This is a genomic window from Spirillospora sp. NPDC047279 (assembly GCF_040643285.1).
In the GTDB taxonomy this organism is placed as follows: domain Bacteria; phylum Actinomycetota; class Actinomycetes; order Streptosporangiales; family Streptosporangiaceae; genus Spirillospora.
Map to the genome: position 1 here is coordinate 42,929 of NZ_JBEYUA010000019.1, position 20,541 is coordinate 63,469.

General features: G+C 73.3%; 22 protein-coding genes and 1 pseudogene. 15 read left to right on the plus strand and 8 right to left on the minus strand.

The annotated features are described in order from the left end of the window. The first annotated feature begins 8 nt into the window (after positions 1 to 8). The 9 genes from ABZ810_RS37840 (at position 9) to ABZ810_RS37880 (ending at position 7,648) form a co-directional block, all read left to right on the plus strand. Positions 9 to 722, plus strand: a complete 714-nt coding sequence (locus ABZ810_RS37840; protein WP_358411605.1) for a DUF5995 family protein — start codon at positions 9 to 11, stop codon at positions 720 to 722. A 102-nt stretch (positions 723 to 824) separates the two neighbouring features. Next, on the plus strand, positions 825 to 1,967 hold the full coding sequence (locus tag ABZ810_RS37845) for a CoA transferase (protein ID WP_358411607.1): 1,143 nt from the start codon (positions 825 to 827) through the stop codon (positions 1,965 to 1,967). Continuing rightward, entirely contained in the window at positions 1,964 to 2,803 is an 840-nt protein-coding gene (locus ABZ810_RS37850) for a MaoC family dehydratase N-terminal domain-containing protein (RefSeq protein WP_358411608.1), read from the plus strand. Before ABZ810_RS37845 ends, ABZ810_RS37850 begins: the two co-directional genes overlap by 4 nt. A 9-nt stretch (positions 2,804 to 2,812) precedes the next feature. Then, entirely contained in the window at positions 2,813 to 3,406 is a 594-nt protein-coding gene (locus ABZ810_RS37855) for a TetR/AcrR family transcriptional regulator (RefSeq protein ID WP_358411610.1), read from the plus strand. After that, positions 3,403 to 4,740 carry an MFS transporter gene (locus ABZ810_RS37860; protein ID WP_358411612.1) on the plus strand — a complete coding sequence of 446 codons (1,338 nt, stop codon included), beginning with the start codon at positions 3,403 to 3,405 and terminating at the stop codon, positions 4,738 to 4,740. Before ABZ810_RS37855 ends, ABZ810_RS37860 begins: the two co-directional genes overlap by 4 nt. Further along, a complete protein-coding gene (locus ABZ810_RS37865; RefSeq protein ID WP_358411613.1) occupies positions 4,727 to 6,190 on the plus strand; it encodes an aspartate aminotransferase family protein in 1,464 nt (487 codons plus the stop codon). Before ABZ810_RS37860 ends, ABZ810_RS37865 begins: the two co-directional genes overlap by 14 nt. Before the next feature lie 73 nt (positions 6,191 to 6,263). After that, positions 6,264 to 6,725, plus strand: a complete 462-nt coding sequence (locus tag ABZ810_RS37870; protein WP_358411615.1) for an SRPBCC family protein — start codon at positions 6,264 to 6,266, stop codon at positions 6,723 to 6,725. Next, positions 6,722 to 7,177, plus strand: a complete 456-nt coding sequence (locus ABZ810_RS37875; RefSeq protein ID WP_358411617.1) for a metalloregulator ArsR/SmtB family transcription factor — start codon at positions 6,722 to 6,724, stop codon at positions 7,175 to 7,177. The genes ABZ810_RS37870 and ABZ810_RS37875 overlap by 4 nt, the downstream gene beginning before the upstream one ends. A 21-nt stretch (positions 7,178 to 7,198) precedes the next feature. Beyond that, positions 7,199 to 7,648 (plus strand): SRPBCC domain-containing protein, encoded by a 450-nt coding sequence (locus ABZ810_RS37880; RefSeq protein ID WP_358411619.1) that lies wholly within the window; start codon positions 7,199 to 7,201, stop codon positions 7,646 to 7,648. Between the two features lie 77 nt (positions 7,649 to 7,725). Here the strand turns inward: ABZ810_RS37880 and ABZ810_RS37885 are convergent, their stop codons facing one another. After that, positions 7,726 to 8,892, minus strand: a complete 1,167-nt coding sequence (locus ABZ810_RS37885; RefSeq protein ID WP_358411620.1) for an acyl-CoA dehydrogenase family protein — start codon at positions 8,890 to 8,892, stop codon at positions 7,726 to 7,728. An 84-nt stretch (positions 8,893 to 8,976) separates the two neighbouring features. Between ABZ810_RS37885 and ABZ810_RS37890 the strand changes: the two genes are divergently transcribed. Together ABZ810_RS37890 and ABZ810_RS37895 are read left to right on the plus strand one after the other, a co-directional pair. Then, positions 8,977 to 10,155 (plus strand): acyl-CoA dehydrogenase family protein, encoded by a 1,179-nt coding sequence (locus tag ABZ810_RS37890; RefSeq protein ID WP_358411851.1) that lies wholly within the window; start codon positions 8,977 to 8,979, stop codon positions 10,153 to 10,155. Further along, a pseudogene (locus ABZ810_RS37895) lies at positions 10,156 to 10,314 on the plus strand (CoA transferase); the annotation flags it as partial. Positions 10,315 to 10,346: 32 nt separating this feature from the next. Here the strand turns inward: ABZ810_RS37895 and ABZ810_RS37900 are convergent. Next, entirely contained in the window at positions 10,347 to 11,744 is a 1,398-nt protein-coding gene (locus ABZ810_RS37900) for an MFS transporter (protein WP_358411622.1), read from the minus strand. 204 nt (positions 11,745 to 11,948) lie between these two features. Between ABZ810_RS37900 and ABZ810_RS37905 the strand changes: the two genes are divergently transcribed. The 3 genes from ABZ810_RS37905 (at position 11,949) to ABZ810_RS37915 (ending at position 15,003) form a co-directional block, all read left to right on the plus strand. After that, on the plus strand, positions 11,949 to 12,806 hold the full coding sequence (locus tag ABZ810_RS37905) for a helix-turn-helix transcriptional regulator (protein ID WP_358411624.1): 858 nt from the start codon (positions 11,949 to 11,951) through the stop codon (positions 12,804 to 12,806). A gap of 131 nt (positions 12,807 to 12,937) precedes the next feature. Next, positions 12,938 to 13,948 carry an aldo/keto reductase gene (locus ABZ810_RS37910; protein WP_358411626.1) on the plus strand — a complete coding sequence of 337 codons (1,011 nt, stop codon included), beginning with the start codon at positions 12,938 to 12,940 and terminating at the stop codon, positions 13,946 to 13,948. Between the two features lie 59 nt (positions 13,949 to 14,007). Continuing rightward, positions 14,008 to 15,003: a zinc-binding dehydrogenase gene (locus ABZ810_RS37915; protein ID WP_358411628.1), complete on the plus strand. Its 996-nt coding sequence runs from the start codon at positions 14,008 to 14,010 to the stop codon at positions 15,001 to 15,003. Positions 15,004 to 15,028: 25 nt separating this feature from the next. Here ABZ810_RS37915 and ABZ810_RS37920 read toward each other — a convergent pair whose 3' ends face one another. Both ABZ810_RS37920 and ABZ810_RS37925 read right to left on the minus strand, forming a co-directional pair. Beyond that, a complete protein-coding gene (locus tag ABZ810_RS37920) occupies positions 15,029 to 15,760 on the minus strand; it encodes a class I SAM-dependent methyltransferase (RefSeq protein WP_358411630.1) in 732 nt (243 codons plus the stop codon). Next, on the minus strand, positions 15,757 to 16,341 hold the full coding sequence (locus ABZ810_RS37925; RefSeq protein WP_358411632.1) for a peroxiredoxin-like family protein: 585 nt from the start codon (positions 16,339 to 16,341) through the stop codon (positions 15,757 to 15,759). Before ABZ810_RS37925 ends, ABZ810_RS37920 begins: the two co-directional genes overlap by 4 nt. Before the next feature lie 72 nt (positions 16,342 to 16,413). Between ABZ810_RS37925 and ABZ810_RS37930 the strand changes: the two genes are divergently transcribed. Next, positions 16,414 to 17,028 carry a TetR/AcrR family transcriptional regulator C-terminal domain-containing protein gene (locus ABZ810_RS37930; RefSeq protein ID WP_358411634.1) on the plus strand — a complete coding sequence of 205 codons (615 nt, stop codon included), beginning with the start codon at positions 16,414 to 16,416 and terminating at the stop codon, positions 17,026 to 17,028. Positions 17,029 to 17,050: 22 nt separating this feature from the next. Here ABZ810_RS37930 and ABZ810_RS37935 read toward each other — a convergent pair whose 3' ends face one another. The 4 genes from ABZ810_RS37935 to ABZ810_RS37950 are packed head-to-tail and all read right to left on the minus strand — an operon-like array spanning position 17,051 to position 20,497. Next, positions 17,051 to 18,109, minus strand: coding sequence for a nitronate monooxygenase (locus ABZ810_RS37935; protein ID WP_358411636.1), 1,059 nt, complete (start codon positions 18,107 to 18,109; stop codon positions 17,051 to 17,053). Next, positions 18,109 to 18,873 carry a CoA-transferase gene (locus ABZ810_RS37940; protein ID WP_358411637.1) on the minus strand — a complete coding sequence of 255 codons (765 nt, stop codon included), beginning with the start codon at positions 18,871 to 18,873 and terminating at the stop codon, positions 18,109 to 18,111. Before ABZ810_RS37940 ends, ABZ810_RS37935 begins: the two co-directional genes overlap by 1 nt. Next, positions 18,870 to 19,751: a CoA-transferase gene (locus ABZ810_RS37945; RefSeq protein WP_358411639.1), complete on the minus strand. Its 882-nt coding sequence runs from the start codon at positions 19,749 to 19,751 to the stop codon at positions 18,870 to 18,872. The genes ABZ810_RS37940 and ABZ810_RS37945 overlap by 4 nt, the downstream gene beginning before the upstream one ends. After that, entirely contained in the window at positions 19,748 to 20,497 is a 750-nt protein-coding gene (locus ABZ810_RS37950) for an enoyl-CoA hydratase family protein (RefSeq protein ID WP_358411641.1), read from the minus strand. The genes ABZ810_RS37945 and ABZ810_RS37950 overlap by 4 nt, the downstream gene beginning before the upstream one ends. Positions 20,498 to 20,541 lie beyond the last annotated feature (44 nt).

Below are 20,541 nucleotides of genomic sequence, written 5' to 3' on the forward strand. Positions count from 1 at the left end.
CCTGGGGTGTGAAGGACACTCCGCCCCCGAACGCGCCCCAGGCCGTACAGGAGCTCATCGACCGCATGGAGGCCGTCCAGGGCGGCCTCGACCCGCGCGACGGGGTCGCCTGCTTCAACCGGATGTACCTGAGCGTCACCCGGCTGCTCGGCGGCAGCCTGGCCGAGGGCTTCTTCGCCGACGACGCCTTCACCGAGCGGCTGGCGGTCGTCTTCGCCGGGCTCTACTTCGACGCGGTGGACGCCGACCTGGCCGGCATCCGCCCGCACCCGGTGTGGACCCCGGTGTTCGGCGGGCGCGGCGACCGCAGGGTCTGGCCCGCGCAGTTCGCGCTCGCCGGCATGAACGCGCACATCGCCCACGACCTGGCGCTCGCCGTCGTCGCGACCTGCGAGGAACGTAAGAGGTCGCCGTACGTGCGGTCCGTCCACGCCGACTACCTCAAGGTCAACGAGCTGCTGGAACGCGTCGAGGCGGAGATCAGGGAGGCGTACGAGCCCCCGCTGCTGAGGCTGGCCACCAAGGACGCCGAGGCGCTCGAGCACATCCTGAGCACCTTCTCGGTCGCCCGCGCCCGCGACGCTGCCTGGGCGACGGCGCTGACCCTGTGGGCGCAGCGCGACGACCCGATCCTGCGGCGGGCGACCCTCTCGATGGTCTCCGCGGCCGTGGTCATGATCGGACGGCTGCTGGTGACCCCCATCGTGCCGCCGCCCGGCTGACCGGCCCGCCCCCTGCTGCTCCGGCCGATCCGGCCCGCCCCGGCCGATCGGCGCGTCGGACCCTCCGCCATACTGCCCGCAACCGGTGAGAGGGGACCGATCATGCTGGAAGGGCTGCGGATCGTCGAGATCTCCAGCTTCGTGGCGGCTCCGCTGGGCGGCATGACGCTCGCCCAGCTCGGCGCCGACGTCATCCGGGTCGACCCGCTGGGCGGCGCGGCCGACGTCCGGCGCTGGCCGCTCGCCCCGTCCGGCACCAGCCTCCTGTGGACCGGCATGAACAAGGGCAAACGTTCGATCACCGTGGACTTCCGGTCGGCGGAGGGGCGGGACGTGGTGACGCGGCTCGCCACCGACGCCGGGATCGTGCTGACCAACGCGGTCGGGCGCGGCTGGTTGTCGTACGAGGCGCTCGCCGAGGCCAGGCCCGACCTCGTCCACCTCCAGATCGAGGGGCACCCGGGCGGCGGGCCCGCCGTCGACTACACGGTGAACGCCGAGATGGGCTTTCCGCAGGTGACGGGCCCTGCCGACCACGCCGCGCCGGTGTCGCACGTCCTGCCGGCCTGGGACGTGGCGTGCGGCCTCTACGCGGCGGTGGGCCTGCTCGCCGCCGAACGCCGCCGGTCCCGGACGGGCGAGGGTGCGCGGATCAGGCTTCCGCTCTACGACGTCGCGCTCGCCACCGCAGGCAACCTCGGTTTCCTGGCCGAGGCGCAGCTCGGCCAGGAACGGCCGCGCGTCGGCAACTACCTCTTCGGCGGGTTCGGCCGCGACTTCGCCGTCGCCGACGGCCGGGTCATGGTGGTGGCGATGACCGAGCGCCATTTCACCGACCTCTGCGAGGTCACCGGCGTGGCGGAGACGGTCGCGGAGCTGGCGCGCCTGCTGGGCGCCGACTTCGCGGTGGACGGCGACCGTTTCCGGCACCGGGAGGCGCTCGCCGCCCTGATCGCGCCCTGGTTCGAGGCGCGGACGCTCGCCGAGGTCGCGACGGCGCTGGAGGGCACGGCGGTGTTGTGGTCCCCGTACCGCCGTTTCGGCGAGATCGACCTGGACGGCAGCGCGATGCTCGGCGACATCGACCAGCCCGGCGTCGGCCGCCTCCGCGCCCCCGCCTCGCCGCTGGACGCCGGTGAACGCGCCGCCGTGCCCGCGCCGGAGCTGGGGGAGCACACCGACACGATCCTCGCGTCCCTCGGCCTGGACGCGGCCGAGCTGCGCGCCAAGGGGGCGGTCGCGTGATCGACGTCACCGGCTGGGCGCCCGAGCCCGAGGAGACGACCGAGACGATCGACCCCGGGCCCGCGCTCGCCCTGGCGGGGGTGCTGGACACCGAGCCCCCGTCCGGCCACCTCCCGCCGCTCTGGCAGTGGCTGCACTTCCTCGACCGCGTCCCGCGGCGCGACCTGGGCCCGGACGGCCACCCCCGGGAGGGGCGCTTCCTGCCGCCGATCCCGGACCGCCGCCGCATGTTCGCGGGCGGGCGCCTCACCGTGCACGAGCCGATCCGCTTCGGCGACACCGTCACCCGCCGCGCCGAGCTCGCCGGCACCGCCCTCAAGCAGGGCCGCAGCGGTGAGATGCTCTTCGTCACCGTCCGGCACACCTTCCTGCGCGGCGGCACCGCCATCGCCGTCGAGGAGCAGGACCTCGTCTACCGCAGTGGCGACCCGGCCGCCGCCCCCGCCGCGATCTCCTACGAGGCTCCGGAGGCCAGCGCCGAGTGGCTGCTGCCGTTCGCCGCCGATCCCGTGACCCTGTTCCGCTTCAGCGCCCTCACCTACAACGCCCACCGCATCCACTACGACGAGGCGTACGCGACCACGGTCGAGGGGCACGCCGGCCTGGTCGTCCACGGCCCGCTGCTGGCGATCCTGTGCCTGGAGCCGCCGCGCAGGGCCGGCCACGCGGTGGGCGAGCTGTCGTTCCGCGCGCGCAGGCCCGTGTACGCCCGCCAGCCGTTCGCGGTCACCGGCTCGCCCGCCGGAGACCTCGCCATCCGGGCTCCGGGCGACACCACCGCCATGACGGCCCACGTTTCCATCAATCGATTGACGGAACCAGCGCCCGGTGCCTAACGTGGCGGTATGACCAGCGACTCCACCCCGGAGCGCGTTCTGGACGTGGCCACCCGGCTGTTCGCGGAGCTCGGCTATGACGGCACCTCCACCCGCATGATCGCCGAGGCCGCCGGGCTCAACATCGCCACCGTCGCCTACCACGCGGGCGGCAAGCGCGACCTCTACCTGGCCGTCATGGAACGTGCGCACCACGCCGAACGCACCGCCCTGGAGAACGTGCTCGCCACCTTCACCCCGGACGGGCCCGGGATCCACCGGCTCCTGGACGCCTACCTCGACTTCGGCGTCGAACGCCCGGAGATCCCGGCGTTGTGGATGCACCGGTGGCTCTCCGACGCGGCCGACGTCGCGCATCTGGAGAGCCTCTACGTGCGGCCGATGATCGAGATGATCTGCGCGGCGGTCAAGCCCGCCGTCGGCGCCGGCGTCGACGTCGAGTACGCCGTCATGACGGTCATCTGGTGCACCCACGGCTTCGCCCGCGGCGGCGTCCTGGACCCCGACGGACGGCGCCAGGGCGTCGGCGACCCCCGCGAGGTCGAGCGTTTCCGCGCCCACCTCCACCTGCTGGTCGACCGCCTGCTCGGCCTGCCCGGATGAGCGCCCCGCTGGGCCGCGGGCGGCTGCTCGGCTACGGGATCGGCTCGGTCGGCACCGGCGTCTTCTCCGCCGTCCCCGGGCTGCTCCTCCTCTACTACCTCACCGACGTCCTGGGCGTCTCGGCGGCCGTCGCCGCGGCCGTCCTGGTGATCCCCAAGGCGTGGGACGTCCTGCTCAACCCGATCGTCGGCGCCGCCAGCGACCGCGAGGCCGTCCGCACCGGGCACCGGTCCCGCCTGCTGCTGGCCGGCGCCCTCACGCTTCCGGTCCTGTTCGCGGCCATGTTCGCCGTCCCTGGCGACTCCCCGGGCCTGGCCGCCGCCTGGGCGGGCCTGGCCTTCCTGCTCGCCGCCAGCGCGTTCGCCTGCTTCCAGGTGCCGTACGTGGCGCTGCCCGCCGAGATCTCGCCCGAACCCGACCAGCGCGGCCGGGCCATGGCCTGGCGCGTCGTCTGCCTGACCCTGGGCATCCTGCTCGCCGGCGGCCTGGCGCCGGTCCTGGTGGACGCCGCCGGTGACGGCAGGCGCGGCTACGCGGTGATGGGCGTGGTCGTCGGCCTGCTCCTCGGCGCCGCCCTGGTGGCCAGCGCCCTCGCCACCCGGTGGGTGCCGTCCCGCCCCGGCCCGCGGCCGCTCGGCCTGGCCGCCGCGTTCCGGCTGGCGCGCGGCAACCGGCCGTTCTTCGCCCTGCTCGGCTCGTTCGCCGCCCAGTCGCTCGCGGTCGCGGTGATGCTCGCCGGGGCGCCGTACGTGGCGACCTACAAGCTCGGCGACTACGGCCTCACCTCGACGATGTTCGTCTGCATGGTCGCGCCGAGCGCGGTCGCCGTGCCGCTGTGGCGCGTGCTGGCCCGCCGCCACGGCATCGTGCCCTGCTACCTCGCCGCCGTCGTGATCTTCGCGATCGCGGCCCTCGGGCTCTGTCCGGCGGTCGCGGCCGGAGCGACCGGCGCCGTGCTGGCCCTCACCGGCGTGATCGGCCTCTGCTACGCCGCGACCCAGCTGCTGCCGCTGTCCCTCCTGCCCGAGACGGTGCACGCCGACGCCGAGCGCACCGGCCACGCGCAGTCCGGCGCGTTCACCGGCCTCTGGACCGCGGCCGAGACCGGTGCGCTGGCCCTGGGCCCCGGCGTCTTCGCGCTGATCCTCGCCGCGACCTCGTTCCGCTCGGCCGACTTCGACGACCCCGTCACCCAGCCCGGCTCCGCCCTGGCCGGGCTGTCGGCCGGGTTCACCCTCGTTCCCGCGCTGCTGCTCGCGGTCAGCGTCCCCCTGCTGTTCGCCTACCGGCGGCTCGCCGCCGGCGCCCGAAAGGACGACCATGTCGCCGCATGAGACCCCCTCCGGCCTCCCCGAGACCGGGCGGCCCGCCGCCGACCTGCTGGCCGAGCTGGCGCGGTTGCGGGACGGCGACCTGCCCGTCCGCGGCGGCAACGTGACGGCCTACGTCTACGACACCGGCCGCGCCGACGTGCACGACGCCGCGGCCCGCGCCCACCTGGAGATGCTCGAGGTCAACTGCCTCGACCCCACGGCGTTCCCGAGCATCGTCGCCCTGGAGCGCCGCCTGGTCACGGCCGTCGCCGAACGCCTCGGCGGCACCGCGGCCACGCCCGGCATCTTCACCAGCGGCGGCACCGAGTCGATCATGCTGGCGGTCAAAGCCGCCCGCGACGCCCGCCCGGTCGACGGCACGCCCCAGCTCGTGGCGCCGGTGACGGCCCACCCCGCGTTCGCCAAGGCCGCGAGCTACCTCGGCATGGAGCTCACCTCCGTGCCCGTCGACCCGGGCACCTTCCGCGCCGACCCCGCCCAGGTCGCCGCCGCCCTGACGCCCCGCACCGTCCTCGTCGTCGCGTCCGCCCCCTCCTACGCCCACGGGGTCCTCGACCCCGTCGCAGACATCGCCGCCCTGGCCGCCGGCGCGGGCGTGCCCTGCCACGTGGACGCCTGCGTCGGCGGCTGGGTGCTGCCGTGGCTCCGCGAGAACGGCCGCGAGGTCGCGCCGTTCGACCTCTCGGTCCCCGGCGTGACCTCGATCTCCTGTGACCTGCACAAGTACGGCTACGCGCCCAAGGGGGCGTCCGTCGTCCTGTTCGCCGACGAGGCCATGCGGCGCCGCGCCTACTTCGCCGCGGCCTCCTGGCCCGGCTACCCGGTGATCAACACCACGGTGCAGAGCAGCCGCAGCGCCGGGCCGCTCGGCGCGGCCTGGACGACGCTCCAGGCCCTCGGCGCCGAGGGTTACCGCGAGCTCGCCGAGGGCGCCATGACCGCCGCCGAACGGCTCGTCGCCGGCGTCGCGGAGATCCCCGGCCTGCGCGTGCTCGGCGAGCCCGACGCGCCCCTGGTCGCCATCGCCTCCGACGACCCCGCCCTGAACGTCTTCACGATCGCCGACGAGGCCCGTTCGCGCGGCTGGTTCTTCCAGGTGCAGCTCTCGTCCGGAGCCAGCCCCGCCAACCTGCACATGACGCTCACCGGGGTGAGCGGGCTCCGCGTCGAGCCGCTCCTGGCGGCGCTCACCGAGGCCACGGCCGCCGCCCGCGAGTCCGGCCCGCCCGACGTTCCGGCCGAGCTGGCCGAGGCCCTGTCCGCCCTCGACCTCGACGCTCTCACCGACGCCGACTTCGCCGGGCTCCTGGCCTCGGTCGGCGTCGACCTCGGCGGCGACGGCGACCCGGAGATGGCCGTCGTCAACGCCATCCTCGACGCCCTCCCCGCGCCGACCCGCGAGGCCCTTCTCATCCGCTTCCTCTCGGCCCTCTACTCGCCCCACATCTAACGCAACCGAAGGTTGCGCATCGACCATCTCCGCGGCTATCTTCATATGCAACCAAAGGTTGCAGGAGGAAGTCATGGAGTTCGGCACGATCGAGCGTGAGATCTTCGTCGAGGCGCCGCCCGAGGTCGTCTTCGAGGTGGTGAGCAGCCCCGGCCATGTCAAGGAGTGGTGGCCGGACGACGCCCGGTACGACCTCGCGCCGGGGGCGCCCGGGGAGATCGTCTTCGGCGACCGCGACGACGGCGGGACGGTGGTGGCGTTCACCGTGGTCGAGGCCCGGCCGCCGCACACGTTCTCGTTCCGCTGGACGCACCCGGCCGGCGAGCCCGCGGTGGAGGGCAACTCGCTGCTGGTCACGTTCGACCTGACCGCCTCGCGCGGCGGGACGCTGCTGAAGATGACCGAGTCCGGCTTCCGCGAGATGGGCTGGGAGGCCGCCCTGCTCGAGCACCAGTACAAGGACCACGGCTCCGGCTGGGACTTCTACCTGGCGCGGATCGCGCCGTACGTGGCGGCGCTGGGGGCGCGGGCGTGACCACCACGACGGCGGACCAGGTCGACGACGACCTGTGGTCGGCGATCGGCGACCCGACCCGGCGCCGGATGCTCGACCTGCTGCTCGTCGAGGCCGGCACCGCGACCACGCTGAGCCGGCGGCTGCCGGTCACCCGCCAGGCGGTGGCCAAGCACCTGGGCGTCCTCGACCGGGCCGGCCTGGTCCTGGCGACGCCCGAGGGCCGGGAGCGGCGCTACCGGGTGGACGAGGCCCAGCTCGCCCGCGCGGTCGCGCAGCTGACGTCGGTCGGGCAGGCCTGGGACGCCCGGCTGCAGCGGATCAAGCGGCTCGCCGAGACGATCCAGCGCGCCCAGAACGCCCAGGACACCGAACGGCAGAACAGCGAACGGCAGAACAGCGAACGGCAGAACAGCGAACGGCAGAACAGCGAACGGCAGAACACCGAAGCTCAGAACGAATCACGGGGCTGACGGGACCGAGGAGAGATCGCAATGGTGGACATCCTGCACAGGGTCGGCGTCAAGGGCGCGACCCCGGCGAAGGTGTACGAGGCGCTGACGACCGTGGAGGGTCTCGCGGGCTGGTGGACCGACGACACCAAGGGCACCGGCGACGAGGTCGAGGGCGTCGTCCGGTTCCGCTTCCCGCCGGTCGGCGGCTTCGACATGGAGGTCGTCGCGCTGCGGCCGTCCGAGCGCGTGACGTGGCGGGTGGTCGGCGGGCCCGACGAGTGGCTCGGCACGACGGTCGACTGGGAGCTGCGCCAGGACGGCGACTACACGATCGTGCTGTTCAAACACGAGGGCTGGAAGGAGCCGGTGGAGTTCATGCACCATTGCAGCACCAAGTGGGGCACGTTCCTGATGAGCCTGAAGTCCCTGGTGGAGACCGGTGAAGGCGCCCCCGCGCCGCGCGACGTGGAGATCAGCGACTGGCACTGAGGCGCGCATGCCGGGCCGCCGGCGTCCTCTACCGGGAGCAGGACGCCGGCGGCTCGGCGTGCCGGGGCCGCCGTTCGTCAGGGGCGGGGGCGGCCGCTCCGCTGGCGGTCGATGAGCTGGCGGACGATCACGTTGCGCTGGATCTCGTTGGTGCCCTCGCCGACGATCATGAGGGGGGCGTCGCGGAAGTAGCGTTCGACGTCGAACTCGGTGGAGTAGCCCGCGGCGCCGTGGATGCGCACGGCGTTGAGGGCGATCTCCATCGCGGCCTCCGACGCGTACAGCTTGGCCATCCCGGCCTCCATGTCGCACCGTTCGCCGGCGTCGAGGCGGTCCGCGGCGTCGAGCGTGAGGAGGCGGGCGGCCCGGAGCCTGGTCGCCATGTCGGCCAGGTAGTTGCCGATCGACTGGTGCTGCCAGATCGGCTTGCCGAACGCCTCCCGCTCCTGGGCGTAGCGCAGCGAGTCCTCCAGGGCCGCGCGCCCGACTCCGAGGGCGCGGGAGGCGACCTGGATGCGGCCGACCTCCAGCCCGCGCATCATCTGGGCGAAGCCGCGCCCCTCCTCGCCGCCGAGCACCGAGTCCAGCGGCGCCTCGTACCCGTCGAACGACAGCTCGCAGCTCTCCACGCCCTTGTACCCGAGCTTGGGCAGATCGCGCGAGACCGTCAGGCCGGGGCCGGGCTCGACCAGCAGGATGCCGATGCCGCGATGGCGCGGCGAGGCGGCCGGGTCGGTCTTGCACATGAGGGCGATCAGGCCGGACCGGCGCGCGTTGGTGATCCACATCTTGGAGCCGTCGACGACGTACCGGTCGCCCTCGCGCCGGGCGCTCGTGCTCATCGCCTGGAGGTCCGAGCCGCCGGACGGCTCGGTGAGCGCCATCGTCGCGCGCAGCTCCCCGGTCGCCATCCGCGGCAGGTAACGCTCCTTCTGCGCGGTGGTGCCGAACGTGGCGATCAGGTGGGAGACGACCGTGTGGCCGCCGTACGCCCCCGCCAGCGACATCCAGCCACGGGCGATCTCCTCGGTGACCAGGGCGTAGCACCGCTTGGACACGTACGACTCGCCATAGGGCTCAGGCACCGCGAGACCGAAGACGCCGAGCTCCTTCATCCGGTCGATGAGCCGTTCGGGATAGGCGTCGGCGTGCTCCAGCTCCCGGGCCGCCGGCCGGATCTCCTTGTCGACGAAGCCGGCGACGACGTCGACGATGGCGCGCTCCTCCTCGGTCAGCGTGAACACCGGGGCGGCCTCCCTTTCCAGAACGTGGTTCTAATACGGTAGAGGACCGGCGCATGGGAGGTCACAGCCGTGGGGTCACAGAGCGTGGGCAGGCTGCAGCAGACGTACGGGCTGACCGCGGAGCAGCGGGAGATCCTGGCGACCGTCCGGGCGTTCGTGGACAGGGAGATCCTGCCGGTCGCGACCGCGCTGGAGCACGCCGACGCCTACCCGCAGGCGATCGTGGACGGGATGCGCGACCTCGGGCTCTTCGGCCTGATGATCGGCGAGGAGCACGGCGGGCTGGGCGAGTCGCTGCTGACGTACGCGCTGGTGGTGGAGGAGCTGTCGCGCGGCTGGATGAGCGTGTCCGGCATCGTCAACACGCACTTCATCGTCGCCTGGATGATCGCCCAGCACGGCACCGACGCGCAGAGGGCGCACTACCTGCCGCGGATGGCCACCGGCGAGATCCGCGGCGCGTTCTCGATGTCCGAGCCCGGCTGCGGCTCGGACGTGTCGGCCATCACGACCAGGGCCGTCCCCGACGGCGACGCCTACCTGATCACCGGCCAGAAGATGTGGCTGACCAACGGCGGCACCGCCAACCTGGTCGCCACGCTCGTCAAGACCGACCCCGCCGCCGGGCACCGCGGCATGACCACGTTCCTGGTCGACAAGGAGCCCGGCTTCGGCGAGGTCGCGCCCGGCCTGACCGTCCCGGGCAAGATCGAGAAGATGGGCTACAAGGGCGTCGACACCACCGAGCTGCTCTTCGACTCCTACCGGATCCCGGCGGAGCAGGTCCTCGGCGGCGCGCCGGGGCGCGGCTTCTACCAGATGATGGACGGCGTCGAGGTGGGCCGGGTGAACGTGGCGGCGCGCGGCTGCGGCGTGGCGCGGCGCGCGTACGAGCTGGGGCTCGCCTACGCCAGGGAACGTGAGACGTTCGGCAAGCCGATCGCCGAGCACCAGGCCGTCATGTTCCGCCTCGCCGAGATGGCCACCAAGGTCGAGGCCGCCCACCAGATGATGGTCATGGCGGCCCGCCGCAAGGACTCCGGCGAACGCAACGACCTGGAGGCGGGCATGGCCAAGTACCTGGCCAGCGAGTACTGCAAGGAGGTCGTCGAGGACTCCTTCCGCATCCACGGCGGCTACGCCTACTCCAAGGAGTTCGAGATCGAGCGGCTCTACCGCGAGGCGCCCATGCTGCTCATCGGCGAGGGCACGGCCGACATCCAGAAGATGATCATCGGCCGGCGGCTCCTGGAGGAGTCGTAGATGCCGCCGCTGGAGGGCGTCACCGCCGTCGCGCTGGAGCAGGCGGTGGCCGCGCCGTTCGCCAGCCGCCAGCTGGCCGACCTCGGCGCCCGCGTGATCAAGGTCGAACGGGTGGACGGCCACGACTTCGCCCGCGCCTACGACTCCCTGGTGCGCGGCGAGCACACCGGGGCGGTGCTCGCCGAGCTGGGCTACGACGCCGGCACGGTCGAGGGGCTGCGGTCGGCCGGCGCGGTGCGCTGACCGTCCTGGTCGGGACGGACGATCAGGAACGCCACCACGGCGCCCGCCACCAGGAGCCATCCCGACAGGTCGATGGCCCTGTCGAAGCCGGCCGCCTCGGTCGCCGCCGAGTCGACCAGGAGGCCCGTCACGTACGGGGCCAGGATGCTCGACGTCGCCGCGATCGCGTAGGCGGTCGCGAGCGCGGCGGCCCGCTGCGCCGGCGGGCAGATCCGCGCGATGGCGGCGTTGGTCAGCGGCGTCTGCGCGTTGCCCACCGCGAACCCGACCGCCATCAGCACCAGGATGAGCGCCGTCGACCCGGCCCTGGTCAGCAGGAGCAGGCAGAGGCCGGCGAGGAGGGCGGCGACCGCGCCCAGGACGCCCTGGGCGAGCCGGGCCGACGTGCCGCGGGCGAGCAGACGCTGCGCCAGCAGGCCCGCGCCGAGGGCGCACAGCAGCCCGGTCACGCTGGGCAGCCCGACCGCACCGCTCACCTGGGCGTCGGACAAGCCGACGTGGTCCTCCAGCCAGGTGGGCAGCCACGCCAGCGCCAGCGCCAGCGACCACATGACCGTGAACATCGAGAACGTGCCGCCGAGCCAGGTGCCGGTCAGGAAGATCCGCCGGTACGGGATCCGCTCGTCCGGGGCGGCCTCGACCGCGTCCTTGCCGAGTGTCGGGACCGCCTCGGGCACCGGTTCGGACGCCGGGACGGCGTCCGCCGCCGGTGTGGCGCCGGCCGCCGGTGTGGCGCCCGAGCCCGTCGCCGAGTACGGACCGTCGCCGCCCCAGCGCCACCACGCCAGCAGCCACACCAATCCGAGGACGCCGAGCGCGCCGAACGTGCCCCGCCAGCCGAGCGTTCCCTCGATGACGATGACCAGCGGCGCGCCGAGGACCGCGCCGAGCGCGCCGCCCACCGTGATGAGCGCCGCGGGCAGCGACCGGCGTTCCTGCGGGAACCAGCCGAACGCGGTGTGGTTGGACAGCGGCAGGCCCGGTCCCTCGCCCGCGCCGAGCAGGACGCGCGTCGCGATCAGCGTGGCGAACCCGGCGGCGGGGATCAGGATCGGCAGCTGCGCCGCCGACCAGATCAGCACGAGCACGGCGAGCAGGGGCCTGGCCCGCAGCCGGTTGCCGAGGAAGCCCACGAGCAGCGCCGAGATGCTGAACAGCAGGTAGAACGAACTCGCGATGGTGCCGAACTCGGTGGCCGTCAGATCCAGGTCGTCCCGGATCGGGTCGGCGACGAGCCCGAGGACGCCCTTGTCGGCGAAGTTGAGCGCCATGAACGCCATCAGCAGGGCGAGGACGACGCGGGCGCGGCGCGCGCTGGCGGCGGAGGCGGGGGCTTCGAAGGACACGGGCGGCTCCTTTTCGGGGCTCAGGCTCGTGCGATGCGGGGGTGGGTGGGGACGATCATAGTCACGTCACCACGCTGTACGCCGCCCCGTGATCGACCGCTTACGACCCAGTTTCGGTCGGCCCCGTATCCATGTCCACGGCCGTCACCATGGGTGAGCGGACGTGCGCGAAGGGGTGATCCAAGCTGTCGATATTGTGGGTTCATGGCCGGTACGAGTGGTTCGCCGCAGGAGTTGCGGCGCGCGGAGCTGCGGGACTTCCTGCGGACGCGGCGGGCCCGGCTGTCGCCGGGCGACGTGGGGATGCCCGCGGCGGGCAGGCGCCGGACGCCGGGCCTGCGGCGCGAGGAGGTCGCCGTGCTGGCCGGGGTCGGGGTGTCCTGGTACACCTGGCTCGAGCAGGGCCGCGACATCAAGGTGTCCGAGGACGTGCTCGACGCGATCGCGCGGGCGCTGCGGCTGGACGAGGCCGAACGGCAGCACCTCTACCTGCTGGCCGGGCTCAACCCGCCGCGGAGCGAGGGCGGCGCGGCCGTGGAGATCAGCCCCGAGTTGCGGCGGGTGCTGGACGCCTGGGCGCCGCGCCCGGCCTACGTCCGCGACCGCCACTGGAACTTCGCCGCCATCAACCAGGCCGCGCAGATCGTCTTCGGCTACGACGAACGGGACCACAACTGCGTGGTCACGTTCTTCACCAACGAGCGCTACCGGGCGCGCGAGACCCAGTGGGAGCAGGCGGCGGCCGGTGTCGCGGGGCGGTTCCGCGCCGACGCCGCGCGGTATCCGGACGATCCGGAGTTCGGCCGGATCGCGGCGGACCTGAGCGAGACCAGCCCCGAGTTCGCCGAGATCTGGGCCCGCCACGCGGTCTCCGCGACCACCACGGCGACCAAGACCATCGACCACCCCGACGTGGGGGAGATGGCGTTCGAGGCGCTGGCGCTCCCGCTGGAACAGATCCCGGGACACACCCTGGTGCTGCACAACCCGATGCCGGACACCGGGACCGAGGAACGGCTCGAGCGGCTGATGCGCGAGATCCGGCTCGTCCAGGCGAGCTGAGCCTGGTGGTGGCACACCCAGGATAAGCCGCCTCTGTCTTCCCGGGCCCCTCTCCGGCACCATCGACGGCATGAGCGAGGCACGCTTCATGGAGCCGTTCATGGACCCGTTTCGCCTGAGAGGAGCCTGACATGAGGACACGCGACTTCGCCGGAAAGCCGGTCGGTGCGGTGGGGCTCGGCTGCATGGGAATGAGCTGGGCCTACGGTGCGTCCGAGCGTGACGACAGTGCCTCGGCGGCGCTGATCCACGAGGCGATCGACCTCGGGGTGACGTTCCTGGACACCGCGCAGGTCTACGGCGACGGCGACAACGAGACCCTGGTCGGCGGTGCCCTCGGCGCCCGGCGCGACGAGGTCGTGCTCGCCACCAAGACCGGCCTGGTGGTCGACGACCGCGAGACGCTGGCGATGAGCCGCAACGGCACGCCCGAGCACGTCAAGCGGTCGGCCGAGGAGAGCCTGCGGCGGCTGCGCACCGACGTCATCGACCTCTACTACCTGCACCGGGTCGACCCGGCGGTGCCGCTGGCCGAGACCTGGGGCGCGATGGCCGAGCTGGTCGCCGAGGGCAAGGTGCGCCACCTGGGCCTGTCGGAGGTGACGGTCGACCAGGCGGCGGAGGCGCACGGCGTGCACCCGGTCGCGGCGGTCCAGTCGGAGCTGTCGTTGTGGACGCGGGACGCGATGGGCGCCCCGGGCGGCATCGCGGGCGCCGGCAGCGACAGCACGTCCGCGCCGGTGGGCGGGCCGGGCGACGTCGTCGGCTGGTGCCGGGACAACGGCGCGGCGTTCGTGCCGTTCTCCCCGCTCGGCCGCGGCTTCCTCACCGGCGCGGTCACGGCCGCCGACTTCGACTCCTCCGACTTCCGCGGCTCGAACCCGCGCTTCCAGGAGGAGGCGCTCAAGGCCAACCTCAAGATCGTGGACGTGGTCAAGGCCGTCGCGGCCCGGCACGGCGCGACGCCCGCGCAGGTCGCCCTCGCGTGGACGCTCGCCCAGGGCGACCACGTCCTGCCGATCCCGGGCACCAAGAAGTCCAAGTACCTGAACGAGAACGCCGGCGCCGCGGCGGTGGACCTCACCCTGGCCGACCTGACCGAGCTGGACGACGTCCCGGCCGCCGTCGGGAGCCGGTACTGATGCGCCCGGTACTGAGGCGCACGGAACTCATGCGCACGGAACTCATGCGCACGGAACTCATGCGCACGGAACTCATGCGCACGGAAACGATGCGCGCGGTCACCATCCCCGCGTTCGGCGGCGCGGACGTGCTCCGCCTGGACGAGGTGAAGGTGCCCGAGCCCGGCCCCGGGCAGGTCTCCATCGACGTGGCGTACGCGGGCGCCAACTTCGCCGAGGTGCTCTACCGGCGCGGCGTCGTGGACGTGCCGCTGCCGTTCGTGCCCGGCATCGAGGTCGCCGGGCATGTGCGGGCCCTCGGCCCGGACGTCGAGGGCCTGCGCGTCGGCGAGCCGGTCGCGGCCCTGACCATCGTCGACAGCGGCGGCTACGCCGAGGTGGCCGTGACCTCGGCCGACCTGGTCGTGTCGCTGGACGGCGGAGCGCTCGGGGGCGCGCTCGGGCTCGACGTCGCCGCGGCCGTCCCGTCCAACGGCACCACCGCGTTCCTCGTCCTGGACCGGGTGGCCCGCATCGAGCCGGGCGAGTCGGTACTGGTGCACGCCGCCGCCGGGGGAGTGGGCAGCCAGCTCGGCCAGGCCGCCCGCCTCCTCGGCGCCGGCCGCGTCGTCGGGACGGTCGGCGGCCCGGCCAAGATCGAGGCCGCGAAGGCCTTCGGCTACGACGAGGTCGTCCTGCGCGACGAGCTCGAAGGCCAGGACCGGTTCGACATCGTCGTGGACATGGTCGGCGGCCCGGCGCGGCGCTCCGGCCTCGACGCCCTCGCGCCGATGGGCCGCCTGGTCGTGATGGGCAACGCCTCCGGCGCCGAGGACGTCGGCATCGCCGCTAACGAGCTGTGGTTCACCAACAAGACCGTGTCGGGGTTCAACCTCGCCGCGTTCTCGGCGGCGTTCCCCGCCGAGGCGGGCCGTGCCCTGCGGCGCGCGGTGGCCGCCGCCGCGGCCGGCGACCTGCGCGTCCAGGTGGCGGCGCTCCCGCTGGAGGAGGCCGCCGAGGCGCACCGGCGCATCGAGTCCGGCGCGACCACCGGCAAGCTCGTCCTCAAGGTCTGACGGCGGCCACCGGTCGCCGGCCCGTTCAGGGCTTGACGGCGGTCACCAGCCAGGCGGTGCTGCGGAGGCGGACCGCGCCCGGCGTCTCGTACGGGCGCGCCGCCTCCGTCAGCACCGGCCGCGCGTTCTCGTCGCCGAACGCGCCCCAGTTGAGGATGAAGTCGGCCGCCGCCGCGGCGTCCGCGCCGATCCGGATCGTGCGTTCCACCGGCGTGACGCGGACGGCGGCGAACCCCGCCTTGGTGACGACGGCCTCCAGGCGCGCCCCGTCCGACAGCGAGTGCACGGCCGCCGCGGCGGGCATCGCCGCCGCGACCACCTTCGGCAGGTCGTTGCCCTCCGGCGGCCCGAGCGTGGTGAACGCCAGCCGCCCGCCCGGCCGCAGGGCCCGGCCGATGTTGGCGAACGCGGCGACCGGGTCGGCGAAGAACATCACCCCGAAGCGGCTGATCGCCACGTCGAAGCCGCCGGTCGTGAACGGGTGCGTCTGGGCGTCGCCCGTCTCGAACACGATGTTGCGCAGGCCCTCGGCCTCGGCCACCGACCGCGCGTGCCCGATCAGCGGCTCGGCGATGTCGTTGCCCAGGACGTGGGACGCGAGCGCGGCGGCCTTCCGCGCGGTCCCGCCGTACCCGCAGCCGATGTCGAGCACCCGGTCCGACGGCCCGATCGCGGCGGCGTCCAGGAGGGCGTTGTCGAACTGGCCGCTCACCACCTCGTACCGTTCGGCGTCCGCGGCGCGGTCGAAGCCGGTCATCGGGTCACCTCCGCGGCGGGCGCGGCGGGCGCGGCGGCGGCGAGGGCGAGCAGCTCGTCCACCGACCACTGGTCGTAGGCGTGCTCGCCGTACTTCACCGCCAGGACTCGGCCGTCGGGCCCGATGAGGAAGTCGCCGGGAAGGCCCCACCGCCCGCCCGCGGGCATGAGGTCCGGTGAACGTTCGCGCCTCCTGAGGGTGCCCCAGGTGGTGCGGGCGACGGCGCGGAGGATCGTTCCCCAGGCCCGCGGGTCGAGCAGCGCGCGGTGCGAGGACTCGACCCCGAACTCCCGGTAGAGCCGCTTGCCGGGGTCGGCGATGACGGCGAACGGCAGGTCGCCGGTGTACTCGCGCAGGTCGTCGGCGCTGGAGTGGAAGACCACCACCTCGCGGACCCCCGCCGCCTCGATCTCGTCGTGCCGCCGGGCGATCGAGCGCAGGTGCAGGTTGCAGACGGGGCAGCCGGCGAACCGCCGGAACTGAAGGTGGACCAGCCGGTCGGGGCCGGGAACGGTGACCAGCCGGCCGATCACCGGGGCGAGCTCGCGGGTCTCGATCACGGCGCCGGGTTCGAGTCGCATGAGCGACCTCCTCGGGTAGGTGTACGGCATACGCCTAAAGTTTTAGGCGTATGCCGTACGCTGTCAAGCGCCATGCCACGAAGAAGATCACTCAGCCAGGCTCAGCTGGCCGCCGCCGCACTCACCGTGATCGACCGCGACGGCCTCGCCGGCATGTCGATGCGCGCGGTCGCCAAGGAGCTCGGCATGAGCACGATGGCGCTCTACCGGTACGTCGAGGACCGCCGCGAGCTGGAGGGGCTGGTCGTCGAGCTGGTGCTCAGCGGCGTCGACCCGGCGCCGCCCGATCCCGCCGCGCCATGGCGCGAGCGCCTGGAGACGATGGTGCTGCGCATGCGCGACACGCTGGGCGCGCATCCCGAGGTGGTGCCGCTGACCGCCGTGCACCGGCACGGCTCGGTGAGCCTGCTGCGCTGGTCGGAGACCGTGGTCGGCATCCTGGCCGACGGCGGCGTCGAGGGCGGGCGGCGGGTGATCGCGCTGCGCGGGATGACCTCGTACGTCATCGGCGCGCTGCAGCTCGAGCACCTCGGACCGCTGGCGGGCGAGGGCACGGACGTGATCGCCGCGCTGCCGAAGGACGAGTTCCCGGTCATGGCCGCGACCGCCGCGGACGCCCGCGGGATCGATCCCGACGAGGAGTTCCGCGGCGGCCTGGCCCTGCTGCTGTCGGGCATCGAGGGCTGACCGCCCGCCCGTGCCCGACCGGTCAGACGAGGTGGGCCTGGCCGGCCTTGAGGCGTTCGGCGGCCTGGGCCACGATGTCGTCGATCAGCTCCTCGCAGGTGGGGAGCTCGTCGATCAGCGCGACGACCTGGCCGGAGGCCATGACGCCCAGGTCGGGACGCCCGTCCACCATCGCGGCCTTGAGCAACATCGGGGTGTTGGCGGCCATCAGCACCTGCGACCACGACAGGTCCTTGCCGTGCTTCATCGCCTTGCCGTCGGCGACCATCGCGCGCCACGACATGCCCGAGATCTTCTTGAAGCGGGCCCCGTTGCGCAGCGCCCGGACCAGCCCCGAGACCCGGCCGGACCGTTCGAGCGTGTCGACCAGGTCGCTGCGCAGCACGCGGTGCGGCATCCCGTCGACCTGGCGGGTCACGACGGTCTCGGTGGTGCCGAGGTAGACGTCCTTGACGTCCTCGGGCACCGAGCTGTCGGCGGTGAGCAGGAAGCGCGTGCCCATCGCGACGCCCGCGGCCCCGTAGGCCAGCGCGGCGGCGAGCCCGCGCCCGTCGAAGAAGCCGCCCGCCGCGATGACCGGGATGTCGACCGCGTCGACGACCTGCGGGAGCAGCAGGGTGGTCGCGACGGCGCCGGTGTGCCCGCCGCCCTCGCCGCCCTGCACGAGCACCGCGTCCGCGCCCCAGGCCGCCACCTTCTCGGCGTGTCGCCGGGCGCCGACGGACGGGACCACCACCACGCCCGCGTCCTTCAGCTTGGCGATCAGCTCCCGCTTGGGGGCGAGCGCGAACGAGGCGACCCGGACACCCTCCTTGATGAGCAGGTCGATGCGGTCGCCCGCGTCACCGGCGTCCGCGCGCAGGTTGACGCCGAACGGCGCGCCCGTCCGCTCCTTCACCTCGTGGATCGCGCCGGTGAGCTGGTCGAGCGTCATCGTCGCCGAGGCGAGCACGCCGAGCCCGCCCGCGTTCGCGACGGCCGACACCAGCCGCGGCCCGGCCACCCAGCCCATCCCGGTCTGCACGACGGGATGCCGGACCCCGGCCAGGCGGGTGAGCGGGGTGTCCAGCACCTGCTCCATCACGACGGGACCTCGCGTTCGCGCAGCCCCTTGGGGTCGAGGACCTCGCGCATGACGCGCAGCTCGTCGCCGGTGGGCAGGCGCGTCTCGGGCACCTCGTCGGGCACGGCGAGCTCGAAGCCGGTGTTGGCGACCACGTCGTCCACCGTCACGCCGGGATGCACGGACCGCAGGCGCATCCGGCGGTCGGGGGTCGCGAAGTCGAGCACCGCCAGGTTGCTGACGACGGCGCGGATCTCGTGCGCGCCCCGGTCGTGCCCGAGGCCGCTCACGAAGTCGACGGTGCCGGTGAACACGCGGGTGGAGTGCTTGGGCACCCAGTAGCTGGTGGTGTTGAGCAGGGTGTTGCCCGGTCCGCCGCGGACGCCCAGGAGCTGCCGCGACGGCCGCGCCCAGTCGCCGATGCAGGAGATGTTGGTGTTGCCGAACGCGTCGATCTGCACCGGCCCCATGATCACGTGCCGGCGCCCGTTCAGGACCAGCCAGAGGTGGTCGCGGAACGGCAGCCAGCCCTCGATCTCGGTCGCGGGCCGGCCGAGCGGCACCGGCTCGGCGCTCAGGGCGGGCCTGCCGTCGGTGGTCAGCAGGCCCGGCTCGAACGTGGCGCGGGCCAGGCGGGAGCCCAGCATCGGCACGAACCCCGCGACGGCCGCCGCGACGATCTCGCCGTCGCCGCGGAACAGCTCGGCGCAGGCCACCGCGCACACCTCGGCGCGCGTCGCCGTCGCGCCGGCCGCCTCGCCGGCCGTCGTGCTCGTGGTCATCGGTTCTCCTCCCGCCACACGCGGACGGCGTCCTGGTAGGCGGCCTCGTCCCCGGCCAGGAAACGTTCCCGGAACGCCGCCCACTCGCCGGGATCGGCCGCGGCCTTGGCGTACAGCCTCTGGAACGCCTCGTCGCGGTCGTGGTCGGGCTCGCAGGCGGTGAAGTGCGCGCCGTTCGGCGTCTCCACCACGCCCGCCACATGGCTGCGGTTGATGAGCAGCGACTGCAGCGGGCCCTCCTTGAGGAAGGCGGCGGTGTCGACGAGCCGCTCGCACGAGACGTACGTGCGGTCGGCCGACTTGGCGAACAGGTCGTCCATGTAGGGGTCGGGGCCGAGGTACTGGGCGTTGCCCCGCGCGTCGGCGCGGTTCATGTGCACGAACGCGACGTCCGTCCGCAGGGCCGGGACGGCGACGAGCTCCTGGCCGTCCTCGTAGGGGGAGCGGACCGTCTTCAGCCCGGGGTTGACCTTGAGCACGTCCGAGCCGATCCCGGCCGGGGTGGGCAGGAACGGGAGCCGGTGCGCCGCCGCGTACAGCCCGAACATGAACATGCCCTCGTCGTACTCGGTCAGCTCGATGGCGGCGTTCTGCCGGGCCTGCCGGAAGTGCGGCTCGAGCGGGATCGAGTCCATCGTGACGAAGGCGGTGACCAGCCTGCGCACCTTGCCGTACGCGCACAGCAGGCCGACGTCCGGCCCGCCGTAGGTGACCACGGTGAGATCGTCCACGGGGGAGTTGCAGATCGCGCGGACCAGCGCCATCGGCTTGCGCCGCGACCCCCAGCCGCCGATCCCGATCGTCATGCCGCTCTCCAGCGACGCGACGATCTCCTCGATCGTGGTGACCTTGCCCGGGGCGGGCGTGCCCGCGCTCATCGGCCCTCCTTGCGGACGAAGGCGTCGCGGTGGGCGTCACCGGCGCCGACGAGGTTGAGCTCGAAGGTGAAGCCCTGCTCGAAGCGGTAGCTGCGCCTGACGTCGATCGGGTCGATGCCGTTGAGGGACTCCTTGGCACGCCGGATCACGTACGGGTCCTTGGCGGCGATGTTCCCCGCGACCTCCAGCGCCTTGGCGCGCAACCGGTCCGGCGGGACGACCTCCAGCACCGAGCCGTGCCGGTGCAGCTCCTCGGCCGTCACGTTGCGGCAGGTGTAGACCATGGCGCGCATCAGGTGCTGCGGGACCAGGCGCGCCAGGTGGGTGGCGGCGCCGAGCGCGCCGCGGTCCACCTCGGGGAGGCCGAAGTAGGCGTCCTCGGCGGCCACGACGACGTCGGCGTTGCCCACCAGGCCGATGCCGCCGCCCAGGCAGAAGCCGTTGACCGCCGCGACCACGGGGACCTCGCACTCGTACACCGCGGCGAACGCGGCGAAGCAGCCCCGGTTGGCGCCGACCAGGGCGGTGTGGCCCTCGGTGTTCTGCATCTCCTTGATGTCGACGCCCGCGTTGAAGCCGCGCCCCTCGGACCGCAGCACGACCGCGCCGACCTTCGGGTCGCGGCCCGCCGCGAGGAGGGCGTCGGCCAGGTCGAACCACCCCTGCACGGTCAGCGCGTTGACCGGCGGCGCGTCGACCACGATCTCGGCGACCCCGCCCTCGTGGGTCGTGGTGGAGATTCCCATGCGCTACCTTTCCACCAAACATTTGTTAGAACAGACCGTAGCAG